Genomic DNA, 16,350 nt, shown 5'->3' on the forward strand with positions numbered 1-16,350 from the left:
GGCATCCGGCCTTTCATCTTGATCACAGCGCCCATCGTCCCGATGAGCGTCGGCACCGGGAGAAAGTACGGGAGCGTGGCGTCGACCTGGTGGTAGCGACTCATCACGTAGTGACCCATCTCGTGGACGCCGAGTACGCTGAGAATCGCGAGCGAGAATGGCCACGCCCGCCACATTTCGGCGGGGTTCGCGATCGGATCGATGTGATACCACATCGCGCCTGCAAACAGCGTCGAGAGGACGGTCGCGCCGAGCAGCAGGATGTTCGTCCACGGGATCCCGTCGATACCGATGCTCGACGGTTCGGCGACGACGACGTGCTCCCCGTGGCGCGTTTCGAACTGCGGTTCGTAGCCGTATTCTCGAAAGACGGGCCACACCTCCCGAAGCAATTGCTCCGGCTGAACCAGCGGGTCGCCGTAGTAGACGACCGAGTCGCCGTCGGTTCGTACCTCGTAGACCGCGAATACGGACTCGATACGCTTGATCGGAGGCCCGTCTGTCGCCGCCTCGTCCGTCGCTGTCGCTCGGCGTGCTGGGCCAATTCCGGACGAAGCACGGTCGTCCATCACCGGAGGTTCGTTGCCGTCTCGTATAAATCGACTGCAGTTAGTCAGGAATTGCTATCGTCACGATTTCGGAGTTTCGATTACTGATCTCGATACCGACGTCGAGTACCGAAACCACCATCGAAGCGGATGGGGGCGGACAACTGCGCGGCGGCAAGCGGGTGTGACTGGGGAATCAGGCGGGTTCGACGCGCCACGTGGTCGCACTGGTGTAGGACCACTTTTCGATCTCGAGGTCGGTTGCCGACTCCGAGAGCTTGACCATCAGCGCGCCGATCTCCTTCGGGGACATACCAACGTCGTCGGCGATGAACTTCCCTTTGAAGTAGAGTTCACCGTCTTCTGCACGTTCGCGAAGGTAGCGTTTCAGGCGGTGTTCTTTGCTTTCCGTGGAGGGTTGGGCTGTCGTACTCATCGACACTACCCACTCTGACCAGCACTATGTTATAAAGGACGGATGGTTAGCAGCATTTCGGTTGCGTTTAGCGTGACAGCGCCTTTCGGACGTTTCACTTCGATTCACGTTCTGTTTTACGAGGCTCTCACGAGAGCTTAGACGTTTTAAAACTCCAGCTAACGACTTATATTCTATCTAATCCATTTTGGACGACTTCCTTGGTTGGTGAAACGTTCTATACGAATCTATGTGTGACTGAACGACTAAATCGATTACGATCGCTCGTGAACCCAGAACTCGTCCTCGAGCGTCACCTCCTTTTTGAACAGCGGGACCTCGTCTTTCAACCGGTTGATCCCGTCCTCGACGGTCCGGAACGCTTCTTCGCGGTGGCCGGCGAGCACGACGACGAAGACGATGTCCTCTCCGTCCTCCACGACGCCGGTTCGGTGGTAGAGTTCGACGGCGAAGACGCCGTCGCGAGCCTCGAGTTCGCGTTCGAGCGCGGCCATTCGCTCGTCCGCAACACCCTCGTACTTCTCGAACTCGAGGTACTGGGTGGGGGTGTCGTCGTCGGCGTCTTTCCGCCGGACGCGCCCGGTGAAGGTCGCGATTGCGCCGGCGCGCGGTGCGTGGGAGGAGCGCTTGACGCGCTCGACGAGCGAGTCGAGGGTTCGGTGGGGATCGGTCGCCTCCAGGCGCTCGCGGAGGTCGATATCGCCGAGTTCAGTGGCGCTGGAGATCGTGGCGAGGGTGTCGGTGGTTGTGTGCTCGTGCTCGCGCGCGATCGGATCGTCGCCGACGACAACGGCGGGGTATCGGAGCGAGGGGACGCCGACGACGACGGCGTAGTCGCAGTTGGGCGTGAGCCGGTCGAGAGCCTGCTGAACGGAGAGGCCGGTTCCGCTTGCGGTCCAATCGCCGTCGGCCCCGAGATCGACGGTCACGTCGCCGCCCGTCGTGAGCGCACCGGGCGTTCCGTCCGCGATCGTCGCGTCGTAGCGGATGACGCCGACGCGACCCGCCTGCGCGAGTTGATCGATAGCGCCGTCGACGACCCTATCTACCGTCTCGTCGCCGCCCCCGCCATCGAGGATTCCGAGTACGTACATCGTCGTTGTGTACGCTATCGGTCGGTTAGACTTTGTAGCTGTCGCCGCCCGTTTCCGGTCGACTGGTGGACTCTCACAGTCGGTCTGCAGTTGGCAACTCTTAAGATAGCAACCCGGTTACACCGGGTTAGCATGAAAGTGGTCGTCTCTATCGGCGGCAGCGTGCTCGTCCCCAAACCCGGGGCTGATCGGGTAGCCGAACACGCCGCCGTCGTCGAAGACCTCGTCGCGGACGGTTGTCGCGTCGGTGCCGTCGTCGGGGGCGGCGGCGTCGCACGCGAGTACATCGGGGCCGCACGCGATCTCGGGGCCAACGAAATCGAACTCGATCAGCTGGGCATCGACGTGACCCGGCTCAACGCGCGCCTGCTCATCGCCGCGCTCGGCGAGGACGCCGTCACCGCGCCCGCGGAGGACTACGAAGAGGCCGGCGAGGCGCTCCGTCGCGGCGACGTCTCGGTCATGGGCGGGGTCGCACCCGCACAGACCACCGACGCCGTCGGTGCCGCCCTCGCCGAATACATCGACGCCGACCTGCTGGTTTACGCCACGAGCGTCCCCGGCGTCTACAGCGCCGATCCCAACGAGGACGACGACGCGACCAAGTACGACGACCTCAGCGCGGACGAACTCGTCGACGTCATCGCCGGCCTCGAGATGAACGCCGGCGCGTCCGCGCCCGTCGACCTGCTTGCGGCGAAGATCATCGAGCGCTCTGGCATGCGCACGATCGTCCTCGACGGCACCGATCCGGACCGGATCGCAAAGGCGGTCCGCTACGGCGAACACGACGGCACCGACGTGATACCGGACGGTGCCGGCGAAGAACCGACCTACTGGGCGCAGGACGAAGATGAGTGACGACGACGCCGGGCGGAGTCCGTACACGCTCCAGCACGAAGACGACGAGACCCGCCACGCCTTCTGGGCCGATACGGTCGCAGACCGCGTCGAGGAACGCGTAGCCGACCGAGACGATGACGAGAAGAACCCGGACGTCGTCATCAAGGGCGGCATCTCTCCCTCCGGCGTTCCACACCTCGGAAACGTCAACGAGATTATGAGAGGCTACTTCGTCGCCGAAGTCCTGCGCGACCGCGGCTACGAGGTCCGACAGGTCTTCACCGCGGACGACCGCGACCCGCTTCGGAAACTCCCGCGCACGCTCTGTAATCTCGACGGTGAACTCGTCGATCTCGGCGAGGTCGACGCCGGCGCGCTCGGGCGCAATCTCGGCCACCCCTACACCGACATCCCTGACCCGTTCGGCTGCTGTGACTCCTACGGCGATCACTTCTCGCAGATCATCCGGGACAGCGCCGACGCTGTCGACGTGCCGATCGACATGGTCTCGACGACCGACCTGTACGAGGACGGCGAGTTCGACGACGTAACTCGCCACGTCCTCGAAAACCGGGACCGCGCTCGGGAGATACTCGCCGAGTACCAGGACAAGGTCAACGAGGACTACGTCCCCTTCAATCCCGTCTGCGAGAACTGCGGGAAGATCACCGAGACCGTGACGAGCGTCGACGTTGGAAGCGAGGAGCGACGCTCCTCGGACAGTCAAGCGGAGCGCGAAGCGAGCCGCGAGACGGGCGATGTGACGCCGACCGTCGACTACCGGTGTACCGACCTGGACGCCGGCGATCGCACCATCGAGGGCTGCGGCCACGAGGGCACCGCCACGCTTCGAGAGGGCAAGATGCCCTGGCGCTTCGAGTGGCCCGCCCAGTGGCAGGTGTTAGGCGTCGACTTCGAGCCCTTCGGCAAGGACCACGCCGAGGGCTCGTGGCCAAGCGGCGACGACGTGGCGCGCAACGTCCTCGAGATCGAACCGCCCGTCCCGATGGTCTACGAGTGGTTCACCCTGGACGGCGAGCCGTTCTCCTCCTCCGAGGGGAACGTGATTCTGGTCTCGGACGTGCTCGAACTGCTCGAACCCGAGGTCCTCCGGTACTTCTTCGCGAAGGATCCCTCGCGGGCGCGGGACTTCAGCATCGAACGCCTCGACCAACTCGTCGACGAGTTCGACCGCTTCGAAGCGATCTATTTCGACGAGGTCGAGGAGGCGACCGAGGACGAGCGGGCGTTCGCAGAGCGAGTCTACCCGTTCGTTGTCGAGGATCCGCGCGAGGAGCGCATCCGGCTTCCCTACACCTTCGCCGCGGTACTCGGCATGACCGACGACCCGGACCTGCGCGAGGAAATCGCTCGCCGCGAGGGCCACATCCCCGACGACGCCCCCGAGTGGGCCGTCGAGGACGCTCTGGCTCGCGTCGAACGGGCGCGCAACTGGGCGCGTCGCACCGAAAACGAGTTCGACTACGAACTCAAGCGCACGGCGATCCCCGATCACGAGTTCGACGCGGCGACCGAGGCGGCGCTCGCCGAGCTCGCGAACTTCATCGAGGAGGGCCACGGTGCCGAGGAGATTCAGGGGGAGATCTACGAGACGGCAAAGCGCCACGACGTGGCTGTCGGCGAGTTCTTCGGTGCGGGCTACCGGCTCTTTTTCGACGAGGAGCAGGGGCCACAGCTCGGGCCGTTTCTGGCGAAGGTGGATCGGGAGTTCGTCGTTGCGCGGCTTCGCCGGGAGCGGTAGTCGCGGTTCGCGCGTTGCGCTCGCTTGTTCGCTGCTCCGTTCTCGCTCGCTATCCCGTTTCGATTTCGCTTCTCGTCTCGCGCGTTCACCTTCCGAAGACGACGGCGGTTCGAATTCGCGACGCGACGACAGACAAAAGCCCTTTGAGAGCACCGCGCTGAATTACTGTCGATGGATCTCGGTACGCCAGCGGTTGTCTCGGTTCCCGAACTCTTCGGGTCGGAGGTTCTCACGTGGGTCGCCGTGGGACTCTTGCTCTACTGGGTCGGGATCATTGCACTCCAGAGGTCGGGGTACCTCCCCGAGTTCGTCGGCACGCAGGGGCCGATCCTCACCCTCCACACTAAACGCGGCCGCGCCGTCCTGGATTGGCTCGCGGGTCCGAAGCGATTCTGGCGGGCCTGGGCGAACCTCGGCATCGGCATCGCCGTCGTCGTCATGGTGGCGATGTTCGGCTTCTTGCTGTTCGCAGGGATCGCGGCGGTGAGTTCGCCCCAGCCGACCGGAACCGTCCAGCAGCCCCGGAACGTCCTGGTTATTCCCGGCGTCAACGACTTCCTTCCGCTGTCCGCCACGCCGGGGATCGTCGTCGGCCTGCTCGTCGGCCTCGTCGTCCACGAGGGCGGACACGGGCTGCTCTGTCGCGTCGAAGACATCGACATCGAGTCGATGGGCGTCGCGATGCTCGCCGTTCTGCCGGTCGGCGCGTTCGTCGAACCCGATCAGGAGAGCAGCAAGGACGCTTCCCGCGGCGGGCAGACGCGAATGTTCGCCGCCGGCGTGACGAACAACTTCGCGATCACGATCCTCGCGTTCGCCCTCCTGTTCGGCCCGATCGTCGGCTCGATCGCCGTCGCCCCGGGCGCTGCCGTCGGCGGCGTCGCGCCGAACTCGCCGGCCGAAGACGCCGGCATCGAACCGAACGATCGAATCACCGCGATCAACGGTGAGCCGGTCGCGGATAACGCCGACCTCTCGACGCATCTCGAGGGCGGCGACGAGGAGGTCTCTGTCGAACTCAACGGCGAGCGAACGGTTCCGATCGATCACTCGCTGCTCGTCACCGCGTCGGTCGACAATGGGCCAGCACCCGTCTCAGCCGGTGATTCTATCGTTTCCGTCAACGGTGAACCGGTCGCGACAACGGGCGATTTCCGCGACGCCGTCGGCGACGACGAAACGGCGACGCTCACCGTCGGTTCGGCGGATAGCGACGAGACGACAGACCACGAGGTCCCGATCGGACCGCTCGTTACCGTCCTCGAAGACGAGCCGCTCGCGGGCGCGACCGGGATGGCAGACGAATCCGTCGTTATCACTGCCGTCGACGGCGAACGCGTCTACGATTACAGCGATCTCACCGCCCAGCTCTCCGACCGCGACCCCGGCGATGAACTCTCGCTCGTCACGTACGCGGGCGATGACCGCCAGGAGACGACCGTCACGCTCGGTGAACACCCACAACAGACCGATCACCCGTATCTCGGTATCATCGGCACGGCCGGCATCAGCGGGTTCGAACTGAACGATACGCTCGGTGCCCAACTGTACCCCGCCGACGAGTACCTCGCCGTCCTCGGAAGCGGCGGCGAGAGCAGCTACGGCGCTGTGACCGACACGTTCATCGGGAAGATCGGTCTTGCGCTCTTGTTACCGCTGATCGGCGTTATCGGCATCTTGCCGTTCAACTTCGCCGGTTTCACCGGCGGCATCGAGAACTTCTACGAGGTGCAGGGCGCACTCGGCGCTCTCGGCGATGGCACCGTCTTTATGCTGGCCAATCTGCTGTTCTGGACCGGCTGGATCAACGTCCAGCTCGGCTTCTTCAACTGCATCCCGGCGTTCCCGCTCGACGGGGGTCACATCCTCCGAACCAGCACGGAAGCGATCATCTCACGTCTACCGATCGATGCAACCCGCGGGATGGTCCGCGTTGTGACGACCTCCGTCGGCCTCACGATGCTCGTGAGTTTCCTCGCAATGGTGTTCGCGCCGGGGATGCTCTCCGGCTAACCGGATCCGAACTCAAATTCAAATCCGGAAACAGAAACAGAAATAGAAATACAATCGAACTCGGAAGCACAGTCGGGCAAAACCCGGCACCGGTACGGCACCCAGTTACTCGTCGATATCGATCCCGTGGCGCTCGTAGAACTCGTCGGGCGTCGAATCGAGGCGCTCGAATTCGGTATCGAAGTAGTGTTCGTGATGGCGAACGACCTGTTCGACGACCCACCGACTGAACGTCTCGTTGAACTGCCACTCCCCCTCTTTCTCGGGGATCTCGAAGCGCTCATCCGTCGAGAACGCGGCGTAGACGTGGAAAAAACCGAGGATAACGTCCGCGAAGTCCCGCGCCTTCTCCGTGCTGCTCTCGCGACGCTCTTCGAGTTCACTCGCGCCGGCGTCGGTGAGTTCGAAGTACTTGCGGTCGGGTTCGTCCTCGCGTTCGAGGCGTTCGGCCCAGCCCTTCTCTTCGAACTTATAGAGGATCGGATACACGGAGCCGTAGGACGGTTCCCAGTGGCCGCCACTGATCTCGCGGATTTCCTTCAGAATTTCGTAGCCGTACCGGGGTTTCTCCTCGAGCAGTTCGAGGACGAGATAGGCGATAAGTCCCTTCGGCGGTCCACTTTTCCGCATACGGGACGTGATTTAAACGGACGTACGTAAAGGGTTTCGGTCACACTCGTGTCCGCCCGAAACCCGGTCCTTCTTGGCTTCGCCGTCCTAACCTGCGCGTATGGACCGACGGCAACCACCACAGACCGACGAAGGCTGGTACGTCTTACACGACTTCCGCTCGATCGACTGGGACGGCTGGCGCGACGCCCCAGAGCACCGTCGCTCGCGGGCGCTCGCGGAGGGAGTCGACTACCTCACCGCCGCGACCGAACTCGCGGACGCCGAGGAGGGTGATTCTGCGGTATTCTCCGTGCTCGGTCACAAGGCCGACCTCCTTGTCTTGCACTTGCGCCCGACGCTGGCCGACCTCGATACCCTCGAGCGCCGGTTCGAACAAACCGCACTCGCCGAGTTCACCGAGCGCGCGGATTCGTACCTCTCGGTGACCGAGGTCTCGGGGTACATGTCCCAGGAGTACTTCGAGGAGGACGGCGAAATCGAGGACACGGGGACCAAACGGTACATCGAGTCCAGACTGCAACCCGAAATCCCGGACAGCGAGTTCGTCAGTTTCTATCCGATGGACAAACGCCGCGGGCCGGAAGATAACTGGTACGACCTGCCGTTCGACGAGCGTGCCGAGCACCTCTCGGCTCACGGTGACATCGGTCGGGACTACGCCGGTCGCGTGACCCAGATCATCTCGGGTAGCGTCGGCCTGGACGACTTCGAGTGGGGCGTGACGCTGTTCGCGGACGATCCGACCGACGTGAAGGAACTGCTCACCGAGATGCGTTTCGACCCGTCGAGTTCACGCTTCGCGGAGTTCGGCCGGTTCCTCTCGGCGCGGCGGTTCCCGCCGGCGAACCTGCGGGCGTTCCTCGCGGGGGAGCCGGTCCCGCAGGAGTCGACGGACCCGCACGGCGGGCATTCGCACGGGTCTCACGGACACGGCCAGAGCCGCGATCACCATCGCGACCACGGCGGCGACTCGGGCGGCCACCACGGCCACGACGCCGACAGCCCACACGGCGATGAGAGCGGCGATACGGGCGACGACGACAGCGTCCGCAGCGAACTGGATGAACTCGGCGTCTACGCGGGCCAACCCCACGGCGAGGACGTCCACGCCGTCGTGCTTTACTCCGCGGCCGACTCCGACGAGTTGTTCGAGGAGGTTGAGGGACTCCGGACGAACTTCGACCACTACGATACACACCTGAAGACAGCGGTTTACGAGCCACAGGAGAGCGACTCTGCGGCCGAAACCGCAGTCGTCAGCCTCTGGGAGACCGACCGCGCCGCAAACACCGCCGCCGGCTTCCTCGCCGACCTCCCCGACATCGTCCGCCAGGCCGGCGACGACGAGGACGACTCCTGGGGAACCATGGGGATGTTCTACACCGTCGAACCCGAGCACCGCTCTGACTTCCTCGGCGTGTTCGACGATGCCGAGTCGATTCTTGCCGACATGGACGGCCACCGCAAGACCGATCTGCTGGCGAACCGCGAGGACGAAAACGACATGTTCATCGCCAGCCGCTGGGATTCCCGCGAGGACGCCATGCAGTTCTTCCGCAGCGACGCCTTCGCGGACGCCGTCGAGTTCGGTCGTGACATTCTCGCTGACCGTCCGCGACACGTCTTTTTGGCCTGATCGACCGTTTCACCCCTTCTTTCCGGCTCGACCGCCGGTATTTCCCTCGAACCGGCTATCACAGGCGTCGGTCAGACTCTCCGGAACCGTCATCGGTTGATCGACGCCGCTCTAACACCGGTCAATGAGCGAGACGAACTCGTCGCTTGGACGACGTATCTGGCGTTCGTATCGGTCGATACCGATCATCTATCGAATCGCGGTCGCGTTCGTTCTGGGGTCGCTCGTCGGGGTGGGCTTCGGCGAGCGGGCGACGCTTCTCGAGCCGCTCGGTGAACTCTTTCTGCAGTTGCTCGAGATGCTGATCATCCCGATCATCGTCTTTACGCTGCTGGGCGGGATGCGCAAGCTGACGCCGTCGAAACTCGGGAGAGTCGGCGGATTGACCGTCGGGATGTATATCGTGACGACGACGGTTGCGGCCGTCATCGGGCTCGCGGTCGCGAACCTGTTCGATCCCGGTCACGCGGTCGAGTTCACCGGCGGGGAGGCGAACTCGGCCGACCCGCCGACGGTGACCGAGGTGGTACTCGGCATCGTCCCCGACAACCCGCTGTCGGCGATGGCCAACGGCGAGATTCTGGCGACGATCTTCTTCGTCATCGTCTTCGGACTCGCGCTGACGATGGTGCGGGCGGAAACGACCGACGACACGGTGAGTGATGCGATCGACGGCTTCTTCGCGTTCGTCGAGGCCGGCACGCAGGCGCTGTTCAAGATCGTCTGGGGCGTGATGGAGTACGGCGTGATCGGCGTCTTCGCGCTGATGGCCTCGGCGATCGGCTCGGGCGGGTCCGACGCGCTCCTCCAGCTGGCGTCGCTCGTCGCGGTCATCGCGGTCGGCGTCGCGGTGCACATGACCGTCACCTATCTCGGTTTGCTGACCGTGGGCGTTCTGGGTCAGTCGCCGCTCGCGTTTCTCGCCGGCGCGAAGGACGCGATGGTGACGGCGTTTACGATCCGCTCCTCGAGCGGGACGCTGCCGGTGACGATCACGGACGCCGAGGAGAACCTGCGGATCGACGAATCGGTCTACGGGTTCGGGCTCCCGCTCGGCGCGACGATCAACATGGACGGCGCGGCGATTCGACAGGCCGTCACGGCGGTCTTCGCGGCGAACCTGGTCGGCGTCTCGCTGGGCCTCGGTGAGCAGGTCATGATCCTCTTTACGGTGATCGTCATTAGCATCGGGACTGCCGGCATTCCGGGCGCAGGGCTGATCATGCTCACCGTCATCCTGAACGCAGTTGGACTCCCCCTGGAGATCGTCGGTTTCGTCGCCGGCGTCGACCCGATCCTGGGACGGATCGCGACTATGAACAACGTCACCGGCGACCTCGCCGTCTCCTCCGTCGTCGGCAAGTGGACGAACTCGATCGAGTTCAGCGAGGGCGTCTGGGCTGATGGCGATCCCGGTGGTGATGGCGGTGAAACGCGCGGCGTGACGATGGATTGAGACGCACGGACTACCCGCGGCCCACGTACAGCGGGAGTCGTAGCGAGTTCAGTTCGAGCCTGCTGCCGGCGACCGGTCGTAGAAGAAGTAGCCCGCGACTCCAGCGATTCCGAGGCCGAGCGTGATGTAGGGCCAGTTACCCGCCGCGCGATCCGTCAGGAACGCGTGGGCGGTTACGAATACTGCAAACCCGACGTGTGCGGTCAGTGTCGCGAGTCCGAACGCAGCGAGATCCATTAGTGGCGTATTCGACGTGTGTCCAATAGCCGTTTCGGAACATCGGTTCCAGACCGTTCCGCGTCCCCTTTGCAGGCATCTCAATCCCGGGCCGAGCCACTTGCTGAACGTCTCGAACCGAGTACCGATTGTCCAAGCCGCGGACAAACTGCTTGAGAACGCTTAGAAATCGTGGTCCGGATCGTCTTCGACCGACCGCTTCAACGAATCGCGGCGGGCCTTTGCGTCGCGGCCAGTTGCCTCGAGCAGGAAGTCGTTTTTCGCATCGACGGCCTCGCCGGCGGCCTCGAGTTCGTCCGGTCCGAGTTCGGTCGGATCGCGTTCGTGGAACTCGACGCCGAGCTTGTCCTTCTTGCCGGAGTATTCGACGGTGCCGGCGACGATTTTCTCGAAGACGGGATTGTCGGGTTCGCCGATGACGTAGAGGTCGCTGCCCTTGAACTCCTGGGTCTCCGTAATCGGGCCGAAGTAGTCCTCGACTGTCGCCTTCATGTCAGGAATTCGCTCTTCGAGATATTCACCGCGACGCATCTTGTACTCCTTCATGGATTGGAGATACACGGCGGAGTGTTTACCTCTTTTCATACTCGATGTTGTCGGTGTTCAACAGGTTCTGCGAGGACGATTGCGGTCGGAGAAATGGAGGGCGGCAAAACCGATTTGGCTGCACCCGTCAGCGCTGAGCGATCGAACGGTCACTCGCCAGACAGTCCGTCACTCGCTATGCTGTGCCCGCTCGCCGAGGTATCCCTTTCGACACTCCGGACAGATGTCGCCGGTGCGAAGCGAGCCGCGGTCGCCCGTGGTGACGAAGTCACAGCGCGGACAGTAGAACTCGGTGGGAACGTCCTCCGTTGGGTGGCTCGAGTCGCCGGGTGCGGGGGCGTCGCTGACGCGTTCGATACCGGTGCCAGTACCGGTGTCGGCGCTTGAACTCGGACTGCTCGTGGGGGCCTCACCGGACCGGCCGGTACTGGCCTCGCCGGTAACGGTGTTCGCACCGGCACCTGAGTCCGTCTCGCCGGCGCTGAACTGTGCGTCACTGCCGGCGGGATCTGCCGTTACCGTTCTGGCGTCAACTGCCGACTGGTCTTCGTACGCGGTTGAATCGTGTTCGAGGACGACGGCATCGTCCTCGGTCGGGTCCGTCTCGTAGTCGTCTGCGTCGGGCCACTCGCCGCGGTTCGGGTCGTCATCGACGGGCGGGCCGACGTCCTCGGAGTCGGGCCACTCGCCGTGTTCCCTGTCCCGGTTGCGTTCGGGTTCGGGGTCGTCTTCGAGAATCTCGCCGTCGTCGGTAATCGGCTCGCCGTTCTCGTCGGTCGGGACGTCTCGCGAACTGTCGGTATCCTCGCCGTCGGGACGTTCGACGCTGTCACTGTCTGCATTCGCGTCGATCGTTGGCTCGGACTCCGCCTCGCTGCCCGCAGTCGCATCGGGATCCGGATCGGCGTCGGCGTCGGCGTCGATAATCGTCGCGTCATCGGTAATCGAGTCGGACGCCGGATTGGTGTCCTGGTCGTGAACCGACCCGTCCTGCCCAGTGTGTTCCCGCTGGGGGGTTGTCGATGCGGATGTCTCGGTCTTCGTGTCTGTGCCAGTGTCGGTATCGCTCTCGAGAGGCAGTTCTTGGTCCGTCGCCTCAGTCTCGTTCGGCTCGCTCCGAGCGTCGGGATCGGCTGCCCGTGCTGCCGAGAGACTCGTCACCTCGGTGTTCTCACTGATGACGTGTCTGTCACCGCAGCGAACACACTCCTCGTACTCCTGGACGGTGACGACGACCTCACTGCCCCGTTCTTCGCGCTCGCGGTCGACTTCGGACTCGCCGTAGTCGTGCCCGAGCAGCGAACATCGCAGGACCATTGTCCCATCGTACCGAGCCTGGCCATAAAAAACGTACCGCCTGAACCGTCCCGTTCCGTGTCATGTGACGGCGCTGATGGCTCTCGGGACTGCTCTCGAACGGACACGCTCGGAAACCCGTACTCGTCGTCACCGTCGGCCGTAACAACAAACGTCAAATCCCAGGTCGTCGAAGCTAGCACCGGACACCGATGAGAGCAAAGCCGGAGTACCGAAACCGGGAACGGACGGAGGTTGCGGTCCTCGACGCGCTCGTCGACCGCACCGATGACGGGATGTCCGTCCTCGAACTCCGGGCCGCCGTCGAAGTCGAAATCGACGACCTGGAGGACGCACTCGCGACGTTGAAAGACGACGACCTGATCGTCGTCGAAGCGAGCGGGAGCGAGGCGCTAATCAAACCGGACGAGCGCGTCGTTCCCGACGAGCCGACGACGGCGGACGACGACCAATCCATCGGCGACTGGCTCCGGGACCGCTTTCCGTTCTGACCCGAACTGCCCCGTTCGGACATTCGAATCGAAACGCCTGTGGGGATCTGGCCCCTGTCCGAACGTATGAGCCTTATTTCGTCCGTTCACGAGGATCACGGAGCGACGTTCGGCGAGCGGGGCGGCCGAACGATCGTCGAGAACTTCGGACGCCCGGCACGAACCCATCGCGCGGTTCGCAACGGCGTCGGACTGCTCGAACTCGCCTCCGACGTCATCGTCGTCACCGGCGACGACCGCCGCGAGTATGTCGACAACGTCGTCTCGAACCGCGTTCCCGCAACCGACGGCCGGGGCTGTTACGCGCTCGTCCTCGACCCACAGGGCGGCATCGAGATCGAACTCTACGTCTACAACGCCGGCGAGCGACTCCTGCTCTTTACGCCGCCCGGAACCGCCGCGGACCTCGCCGCCGACTGGTCCGAGAAGGTCTTTATTCAGGACGTCGAGATCGACGTCGCGACCGACGAGTTCGCAATCTTCGGTATCCACGGCCCGAAGGCGACCGAGAAAGTCGCGAGCGTCTTAAACGGTGCCGCCTCGCCCGACGAACGCTTTTCGTTCGTCCGCGGCACGATGGGCGACGAGGGCGTCACCGTCATCCGAACGGACGCGCTGACGGGCGAGGAGAGTTACGAGGTCGTCTGCGCCGCCGCCGACGCCGAGGCGGTCTACGACACGCTGTTGAATCAGGGCATGAACGCCGCCCCGTTCGGGTATCGAACCTGGGACAGCCTCTGTCTCGAGGCCGGCACCCCGCTGTTCGAAACCGAACTCGAGGGGACGATCCCGAACGTGCTCGGCCTGCGCACCGCCCTCGACTTCGAGAAGGGCTGTTACGTCGGTCAGGAAGTCGTTTCGCGGGTCGAAAATCAGGGACAGCCGAGTCGGCGACTGGTCGGGCTGACGCTCGAAGGGGCGGCCGAACCGGCGACCGAACTCGTCCCCGAATCCGGTGCGGCCGAACCGGCGACCGAACTCGTCCCCGAATCCGGTGCGGCCGTCTTCGACGGCGATGCCTCCGTCGGCGAGATTACGCGGGCGGGCGTCAGCCCGATTCTCGAGTCACCGATCGCGCTCGCGTTCGTCGAGTTCGGTCTCGAAACCGATGCGGTCACCGTCCGTGTCGATGGCGAAGAGGTGCCGGCAGTGCGGACCGAACTGCCGTTCGTCGACGGATCGGACGACTCCGCCCGATTGCCGGTGTATCCGTAATCGCGGTTCGGTGGCGTCGATGGCGGGTCGGACCCGGAACAGGAGTAAAACCGGACTTGGACTCGGACTCGGACTCGGAACCCAAACGAGAATCAGAACCGAAACCGAAACCGGAACCGGAACTGGCCGGGACCATTCTCAAGGGCGGCGAGAGTGCACGGTCGACTATGACCGAATCCGACTTCGACGACACCGATTTCGCGGAACTGGCGGACCGCGTTCGCACGCAGTCGGCCGACGCACCCGGCTCCGACACCGAGCGCGTGACCATCCGCTCGCTCGAATCGCTCGACGCCGACGCGCTGTCCGCACTGCTCGAGATGGCCGAAACCGACCACGACCGGCCGGCCGAACTCGTCTTCGTCCTCCCAACCGACGCTACCGGGGCTGACTCGTCCGTCGCTGAACTCGAGGACGCGCTCGGCCATCCGATTCGCGTCGAGGAGTCGTTACCTGACGACACCGTCCTGTTGCTGCCGACCGATGCCGTCGACGGCGTGGAACTGGTTGATCCAGGGTCAATTACCTGCGGCGTCGTCGGCACGGCGTAAACCGGCGAACTGTCGGATCGATACCGGCTAAAACGGCCGTCATATCCCGAGACAGTCGGGTATGCGTGGGAATAGCGACTCAGTTATCTTCGCCGGGAGCGTACGCCGTCACATGGCAACTGCTACCGATACACCTGGTGAGAGATCACTCGCTCGCCTCCCGAGCGATACCGTTCGCTCGTTCAAAGCGGAATTTTCGGGCGAGATCGTGCTCCCGTCGGATCCACCGTACGACGACGCCCGCCGGCTCTGGAACGGCATGATCGACAAGTATCCCGCGATCATCGCCCGCTGTTCGGGCGTCGCCGACGTCGTTGCGGCAGTGAACTTCGCCCGCGAGCACGAGTTCAGCGTCGGGATTCGCGGCGGCGGCCACAACGTTTCCGGCGCGGCCGTCGTCGATGGCGGGCTCGTCGTCGATCTCTCGGCGATGAACGGCGTTCGCGTCGACCGCGAGGCGGGGACGGTCCGCGTCGAAGGCGGCGCGACGCTCGGTGACGTCGATCGGGAAACCCAACTGTTCGGTCTCGCGACGCCGCTCGGTGCCGTTTCGCAGACCGGCGTGGCGGGACTGACACTCAACGGCGGCTACGGCCATCTCAGCCGCCAGTACGGACTGGCGCTCGATAATCTGGTCAGCGTCGACATCGTCACCGCAGACGGACGAGTTCGCACGGCGAGTGCGGCCCGGAACGAAGACCTGTTCTGGGGCGTTCGCGGCGGTGGGGGCGCGTTCGGCGTCGTCACGTCCTTCGAGTTCGACCTCCACGAGGTCGGTCCCGACGTGTACGCGTTCTTCGCCTGGTTCCGTGGCGACGAGGCACACCGGGCTGCGGATCGGTTCCGGGAATGGACCGAGACCGCCCCGCGGACCGCAGGCGCTCTCGCGGTCGCCGCACACGTCCCTGAACTCGAGGAGTTTCCCGAGTCGGCGTGGGGCGAGACCGCGGTCGCGTTCCTCGGGTCGTTCCGCGGCGACCTCGCGGACGCCGAGTCCGTTTTTGAGCCGCTCCGAACGGGGCTGACGCCGATCGTCGACTTCAGCGGGCCGATGGCGTTTACCGACCTGCAGTCGATGCTCGACGAAGACTACCCCGACGGGCTTCGGTACTACTGGAAGTCGATCTACGTGACGGGGGTCACCGACGAACTCGTCGATGTCATGGTCCGGTACAACGAATCCGCGCCGTCCGAACTCTCGACGGTCGATCTTTGGCACCTGGGCGGTGCGGTCGGCGAGGTGCCGCAGGACGCGACCGCGTTCTGGCACCGAGACAAGCCGTACATGTTCGCCGTCGAGGCGAACTGGGAGGACCCCGCGGACGACGACGCGAACGTGACGTGGGCACGCGAGGCTATCGCCGATGTGCAGGCACTGTCGGTCGGCGCGGGCCGGTACGGCAATTTTCCGGGACTGAACGAGGATCCCGGGACGCTGCTCTACGGGGAGAACGCCGCGCGTCTCGGCGAATTGAAGGCGACCTTCGATCCGGAGAATCTGTTCGTCGGAAACGAGGCGCTCTCGGAGCGAGCCGACGACTGACGGCGGTTCCGTAGCGTGACGAGGCGGCG

The 16,350-nt window shown here is 64.3% G+C and carries 16 protein-coding genes; 9 read left to right on the plus strand and 7 right to left on the minus strand.

Annotated features, from left to right (window positions below; genetic code table 11):
• The 3 genes from C481_RS03890 to C481_RS03900 all read right to left on the minus strand — a co-directional run.
• Positions 1-569 (minus strand): site-2 protease family protein (locus C481_RS03890; RefSeq protein ID WP_006107663.1); only part of this gene is annotated, 569 nt, incomplete at its 3' end.
• 175 nt (positions 570-744) lie between these two features.
• Entirely contained in the window at positions 745-984 is a 240-nt protein-coding gene (locus C481_RS03895; RefSeq protein WP_006107664.1) for a DUF7123 family protein, read from the minus strand.
• A gap of 254 nt (positions 985-1,238) precedes the next feature.
• Entirely contained in the window at positions 1,239-2,078 is an 840-nt protein-coding gene (locus tag C481_RS03900) for a molybdopterin synthase (RefSeq protein WP_006107665.1), read from the minus strand.
• Between the two features lie 132 nt (positions 2,079-2,210).
• On the opposite strand from C481_RS03900, the gene pyrH reads away from it, so the two are divergent.
• From pyrH to C481_RS03915, 3 genes are all read left to right on the plus strand, one after another.
• On the plus strand, positions 2,211-2,939 hold the full coding sequence (pyrH, locus tag C481_RS03905; RefSeq protein ID WP_006107667.1) for a UMP kinase: 729 nt from the start codon (positions 2,211-2,213) through the stop codon (positions 2,937-2,939).
• Positions 2,932-4,683 (plus strand): lysine--tRNA ligase, encoded by a 1,752-nt coding sequence (gene lysS, locus C481_RS03910; RefSeq protein WP_006107668.1) that lies wholly within the window; start codon positions 2,932-2,934, stop codon positions 4,681-4,683. The genes pyrH and lysS overlap by 8 nt, the downstream gene beginning before the upstream one ends.
• 171 nt (positions 4,684-4,854) lie before the next feature.
• Positions 4,855-6,696, plus strand: coding sequence for a site-2 protease family protein (locus C481_RS03915; RefSeq protein ID WP_006107670.1), 1,842 nt, complete (start codon positions 4,855-4,857; stop codon positions 6,694-6,696).
• Between the two features lie 105 nt (positions 6,697-6,801).
• On the opposite strand, the gene C481_RS03920 is transcribed toward C481_RS03915, so the two are convergent.
• The gene (locus C481_RS03920; RefSeq protein WP_006107671.1) at positions 6,802-7,326 is read right to left on the minus strand and encodes a PadR family transcriptional regulator; all 525 of its coding nucleotides are present in this window, start codon (positions 7,324-7,326) and stop codon (positions 6,802-6,804) included.
• Positions 7,327-7,426: 100 nt separating this feature from the next.
• Here C481_RS03920 and C481_RS03925 point away from each other — a divergent pair, with 100 nt between their 5' ends.
• The gene (locus C481_RS03925) at positions 7,427-8,965 is read left to right on the plus strand and encodes a heme-binding protein (protein WP_006107674.1); all 1,539 of its coding nucleotides are present in this window, start codon (positions 7,427-7,429) and stop codon (positions 8,963-8,965) included.
• A gap of 124 nt (positions 8,966-9,089) precedes the next feature.
• Complete coding sequence (locus tag C481_RS03930) at positions 9,090-10,421, plus strand: dicarboxylate/amino acid:cation symporter (protein WP_006107677.1); 1,332 nt, start codon at positions 9,090-9,092, stop codon at positions 10,419-10,421.
• A gap of 48 nt (positions 10,422-10,469) precedes the next feature.
• On the opposite strand, the gene C481_RS03935 is transcribed toward C481_RS03930, so the two are convergent.
• The 3 genes from C481_RS03935 to C481_RS22095 form a co-directional block, all read right to left on the minus strand.
• Positions 10,470-10,658: a hypothetical protein gene (locus C481_RS03935; protein WP_006107679.1), complete on the minus strand. Its 189-nt coding sequence runs from the start codon at positions 10,656-10,658 to the stop codon at positions 10,470-10,472.
• A 162-nt stretch (positions 10,659-10,820) separates the two neighbouring features.
• The gene (locus tag C481_RS03940; protein ID WP_006107681.1) at positions 10,821-11,204 is read right to left on the minus strand and encodes a DUF5611 family protein; all 384 of its coding nucleotides are present in this window, start codon (positions 11,202-11,204) and stop codon (positions 10,821-10,823) included.
• Positions 11,205-11,372: 168 nt separating this feature from the next.
• Entirely contained in the window at positions 11,373-12,521 is a 1,149-nt protein-coding gene (locus C481_RS22095; protein WP_006107682.1) for a DUF7093 family protein, read from the minus strand.
• Between the two features lie 191 nt (positions 12,522-12,712).
• On the opposite strand from C481_RS22095, the gene C481_RS03950 reads away from it, so the two are divergent.
• The 4 genes from C481_RS03950 (at position 12,713) to C481_RS03965 (ending at position 16,321) form a co-directional block, all read left to right on the plus strand.
• Positions 12,713-13,012 (plus strand): DUF6432 family protein, encoded by a 300-nt coding sequence (locus C481_RS03950; RefSeq protein WP_006107684.1) that lies wholly within the window; start codon positions 12,713-12,715, stop codon positions 13,010-13,012.
• Positions 13,013-13,078: 66 nt separating this feature from the next.
• Positions 13,079-14,227, plus strand: a complete 1,149-nt coding sequence (gene ygfZ / locus C481_RS03955; RefSeq protein WP_006107685.1) for a CAF17-like 4Fe-4S cluster assembly/insertion protein YgfZ — start codon at positions 13,079-13,081, stop codon at positions 14,225-14,227.
• Between the two features lie 167 nt (positions 14,228-14,394).
• Positions 14,395-14,778, plus strand: a complete 384-nt coding sequence (locus tag C481_RS03960; protein ID WP_049904419.1) for a hypothetical protein — start codon at positions 14,395-14,397, stop codon at positions 14,776-14,778.
• Positions 14,779-14,890: 112 nt separating this feature from the next.
• Positions 14,891-16,321: an FAD-binding oxidoreductase gene (locus C481_RS03965; protein WP_006107687.1), complete on the plus strand. Its 1,431-nt coding sequence runs from the start codon at positions 14,891-14,893 to the stop codon at positions 16,319-16,321.
• Positions 16,322-16,350 lie beyond the last annotated feature (29 nt).

This window comes from Natrialba asiatica DSM 12278 (assembly GCF_000337555.1).
Lineage (GTDB): Archaea > Halobacteriota > Halobacteria > Halobacteriales > Natrialbaceae > Natrialba > Natrialba asiatica.

Bases quoted from the DNA above. Each gene is read 5' to 3' on its own strand.
- C481_RS03895 (WP_006107664.1), bottom strand. From the start codon at position 984: ATGAGTACGACAGCCCAACCCTCCACGGAAAGCAAAGAACACCGCCTG.
- C481_RS03900 (WP_006107665.1), bottom strand. From the start codon at position 2,078: ATGTACGTACTCGGAATCCTCGATGGCGGGGGCGGCGACGAGACGGTA.
- pyrH (WP_006107667.1), top strand. From the start codon at position 2,211: ATGAAAGTGGTCGTCTCTATCGGCGGCAGCGTGCTCGTCCCCAAACCC.
- lysS (WP_006107668.1), top strand. From the start codon at position 2,932: ATGAGTGACGACGACGCCGGGCGGAGTCCGTACACGCTCCAGCACGAA.
- C481_RS03915 (WP_006107670.1), top strand. From the start codon at position 4,855: ATGGATCTCGGTACGCCAGCGGTTGTCTCGGTTCCCGAACTCTTCGGG.
- C481_RS03920 (WP_006107671.1), bottom strand. From the start codon at position 7,326: ATGCGGAAAAGTGGACCGCCGAAGGGACTTATCGCCTATCTCGTCCTC.
- C481_RS03925 (WP_006107674.1), top strand. From the start codon at position 7,427: ATGGACCGACGGCAACCACCACAGACCGACGAAGGCTGGTACGTCTTA.
- C481_RS03930 (WP_006107677.1), top strand. From the start codon at position 9,090: ATGAGCGAGACGAACTCGTCGCTTGGACGACGTATCTGGCGTTCGTAT.
- C481_RS03935 (WP_006107679.1), bottom strand. From the start codon at position 10,658: ATGGATCTCGCTGCGTTCGGACTCGCGACACTGACCGCACACGTCGGG.
- C481_RS03940 (WP_006107681.1), bottom strand. From the start codon at position 11,204: ATGAAGGAGTACAAGATGCGTCGCGGTGAATATCTCGAAGAGCGAATT.
- C481_RS22095 (WP_006107682.1), bottom strand. From the start codon at position 12,521: ATGGTCCTGCGATGTTCGCTGCTCGGGCACGACTACGGCGAGTCCGAA.
- C481_RS03950 (WP_006107684.1), top strand. From the start codon at position 12,713: ATGAGAGCAAAGCCGGAGTACCGAAACCGGGAACGGACGGAGGTTGCG.
- ygfZ (WP_006107685.1), top strand. From the start codon at position 13,079: ATGAGCCTTATTTCGTCCGTTCACGAGGATCACGGAGCGACGTTCGGC.
- C481_RS03960 (WP_049904419.1), top strand. From the start codon at position 14,395: ATGACCGAATCCGACTTCGACGACACCGATTTCGCGGAACTGGCGGAC.
- C481_RS03965 (WP_006107687.1), top strand. From the start codon at position 14,891: ATGGCAACTGCTACCGATACACCTGGTGAGAGATCACTCGCTCGCCTC.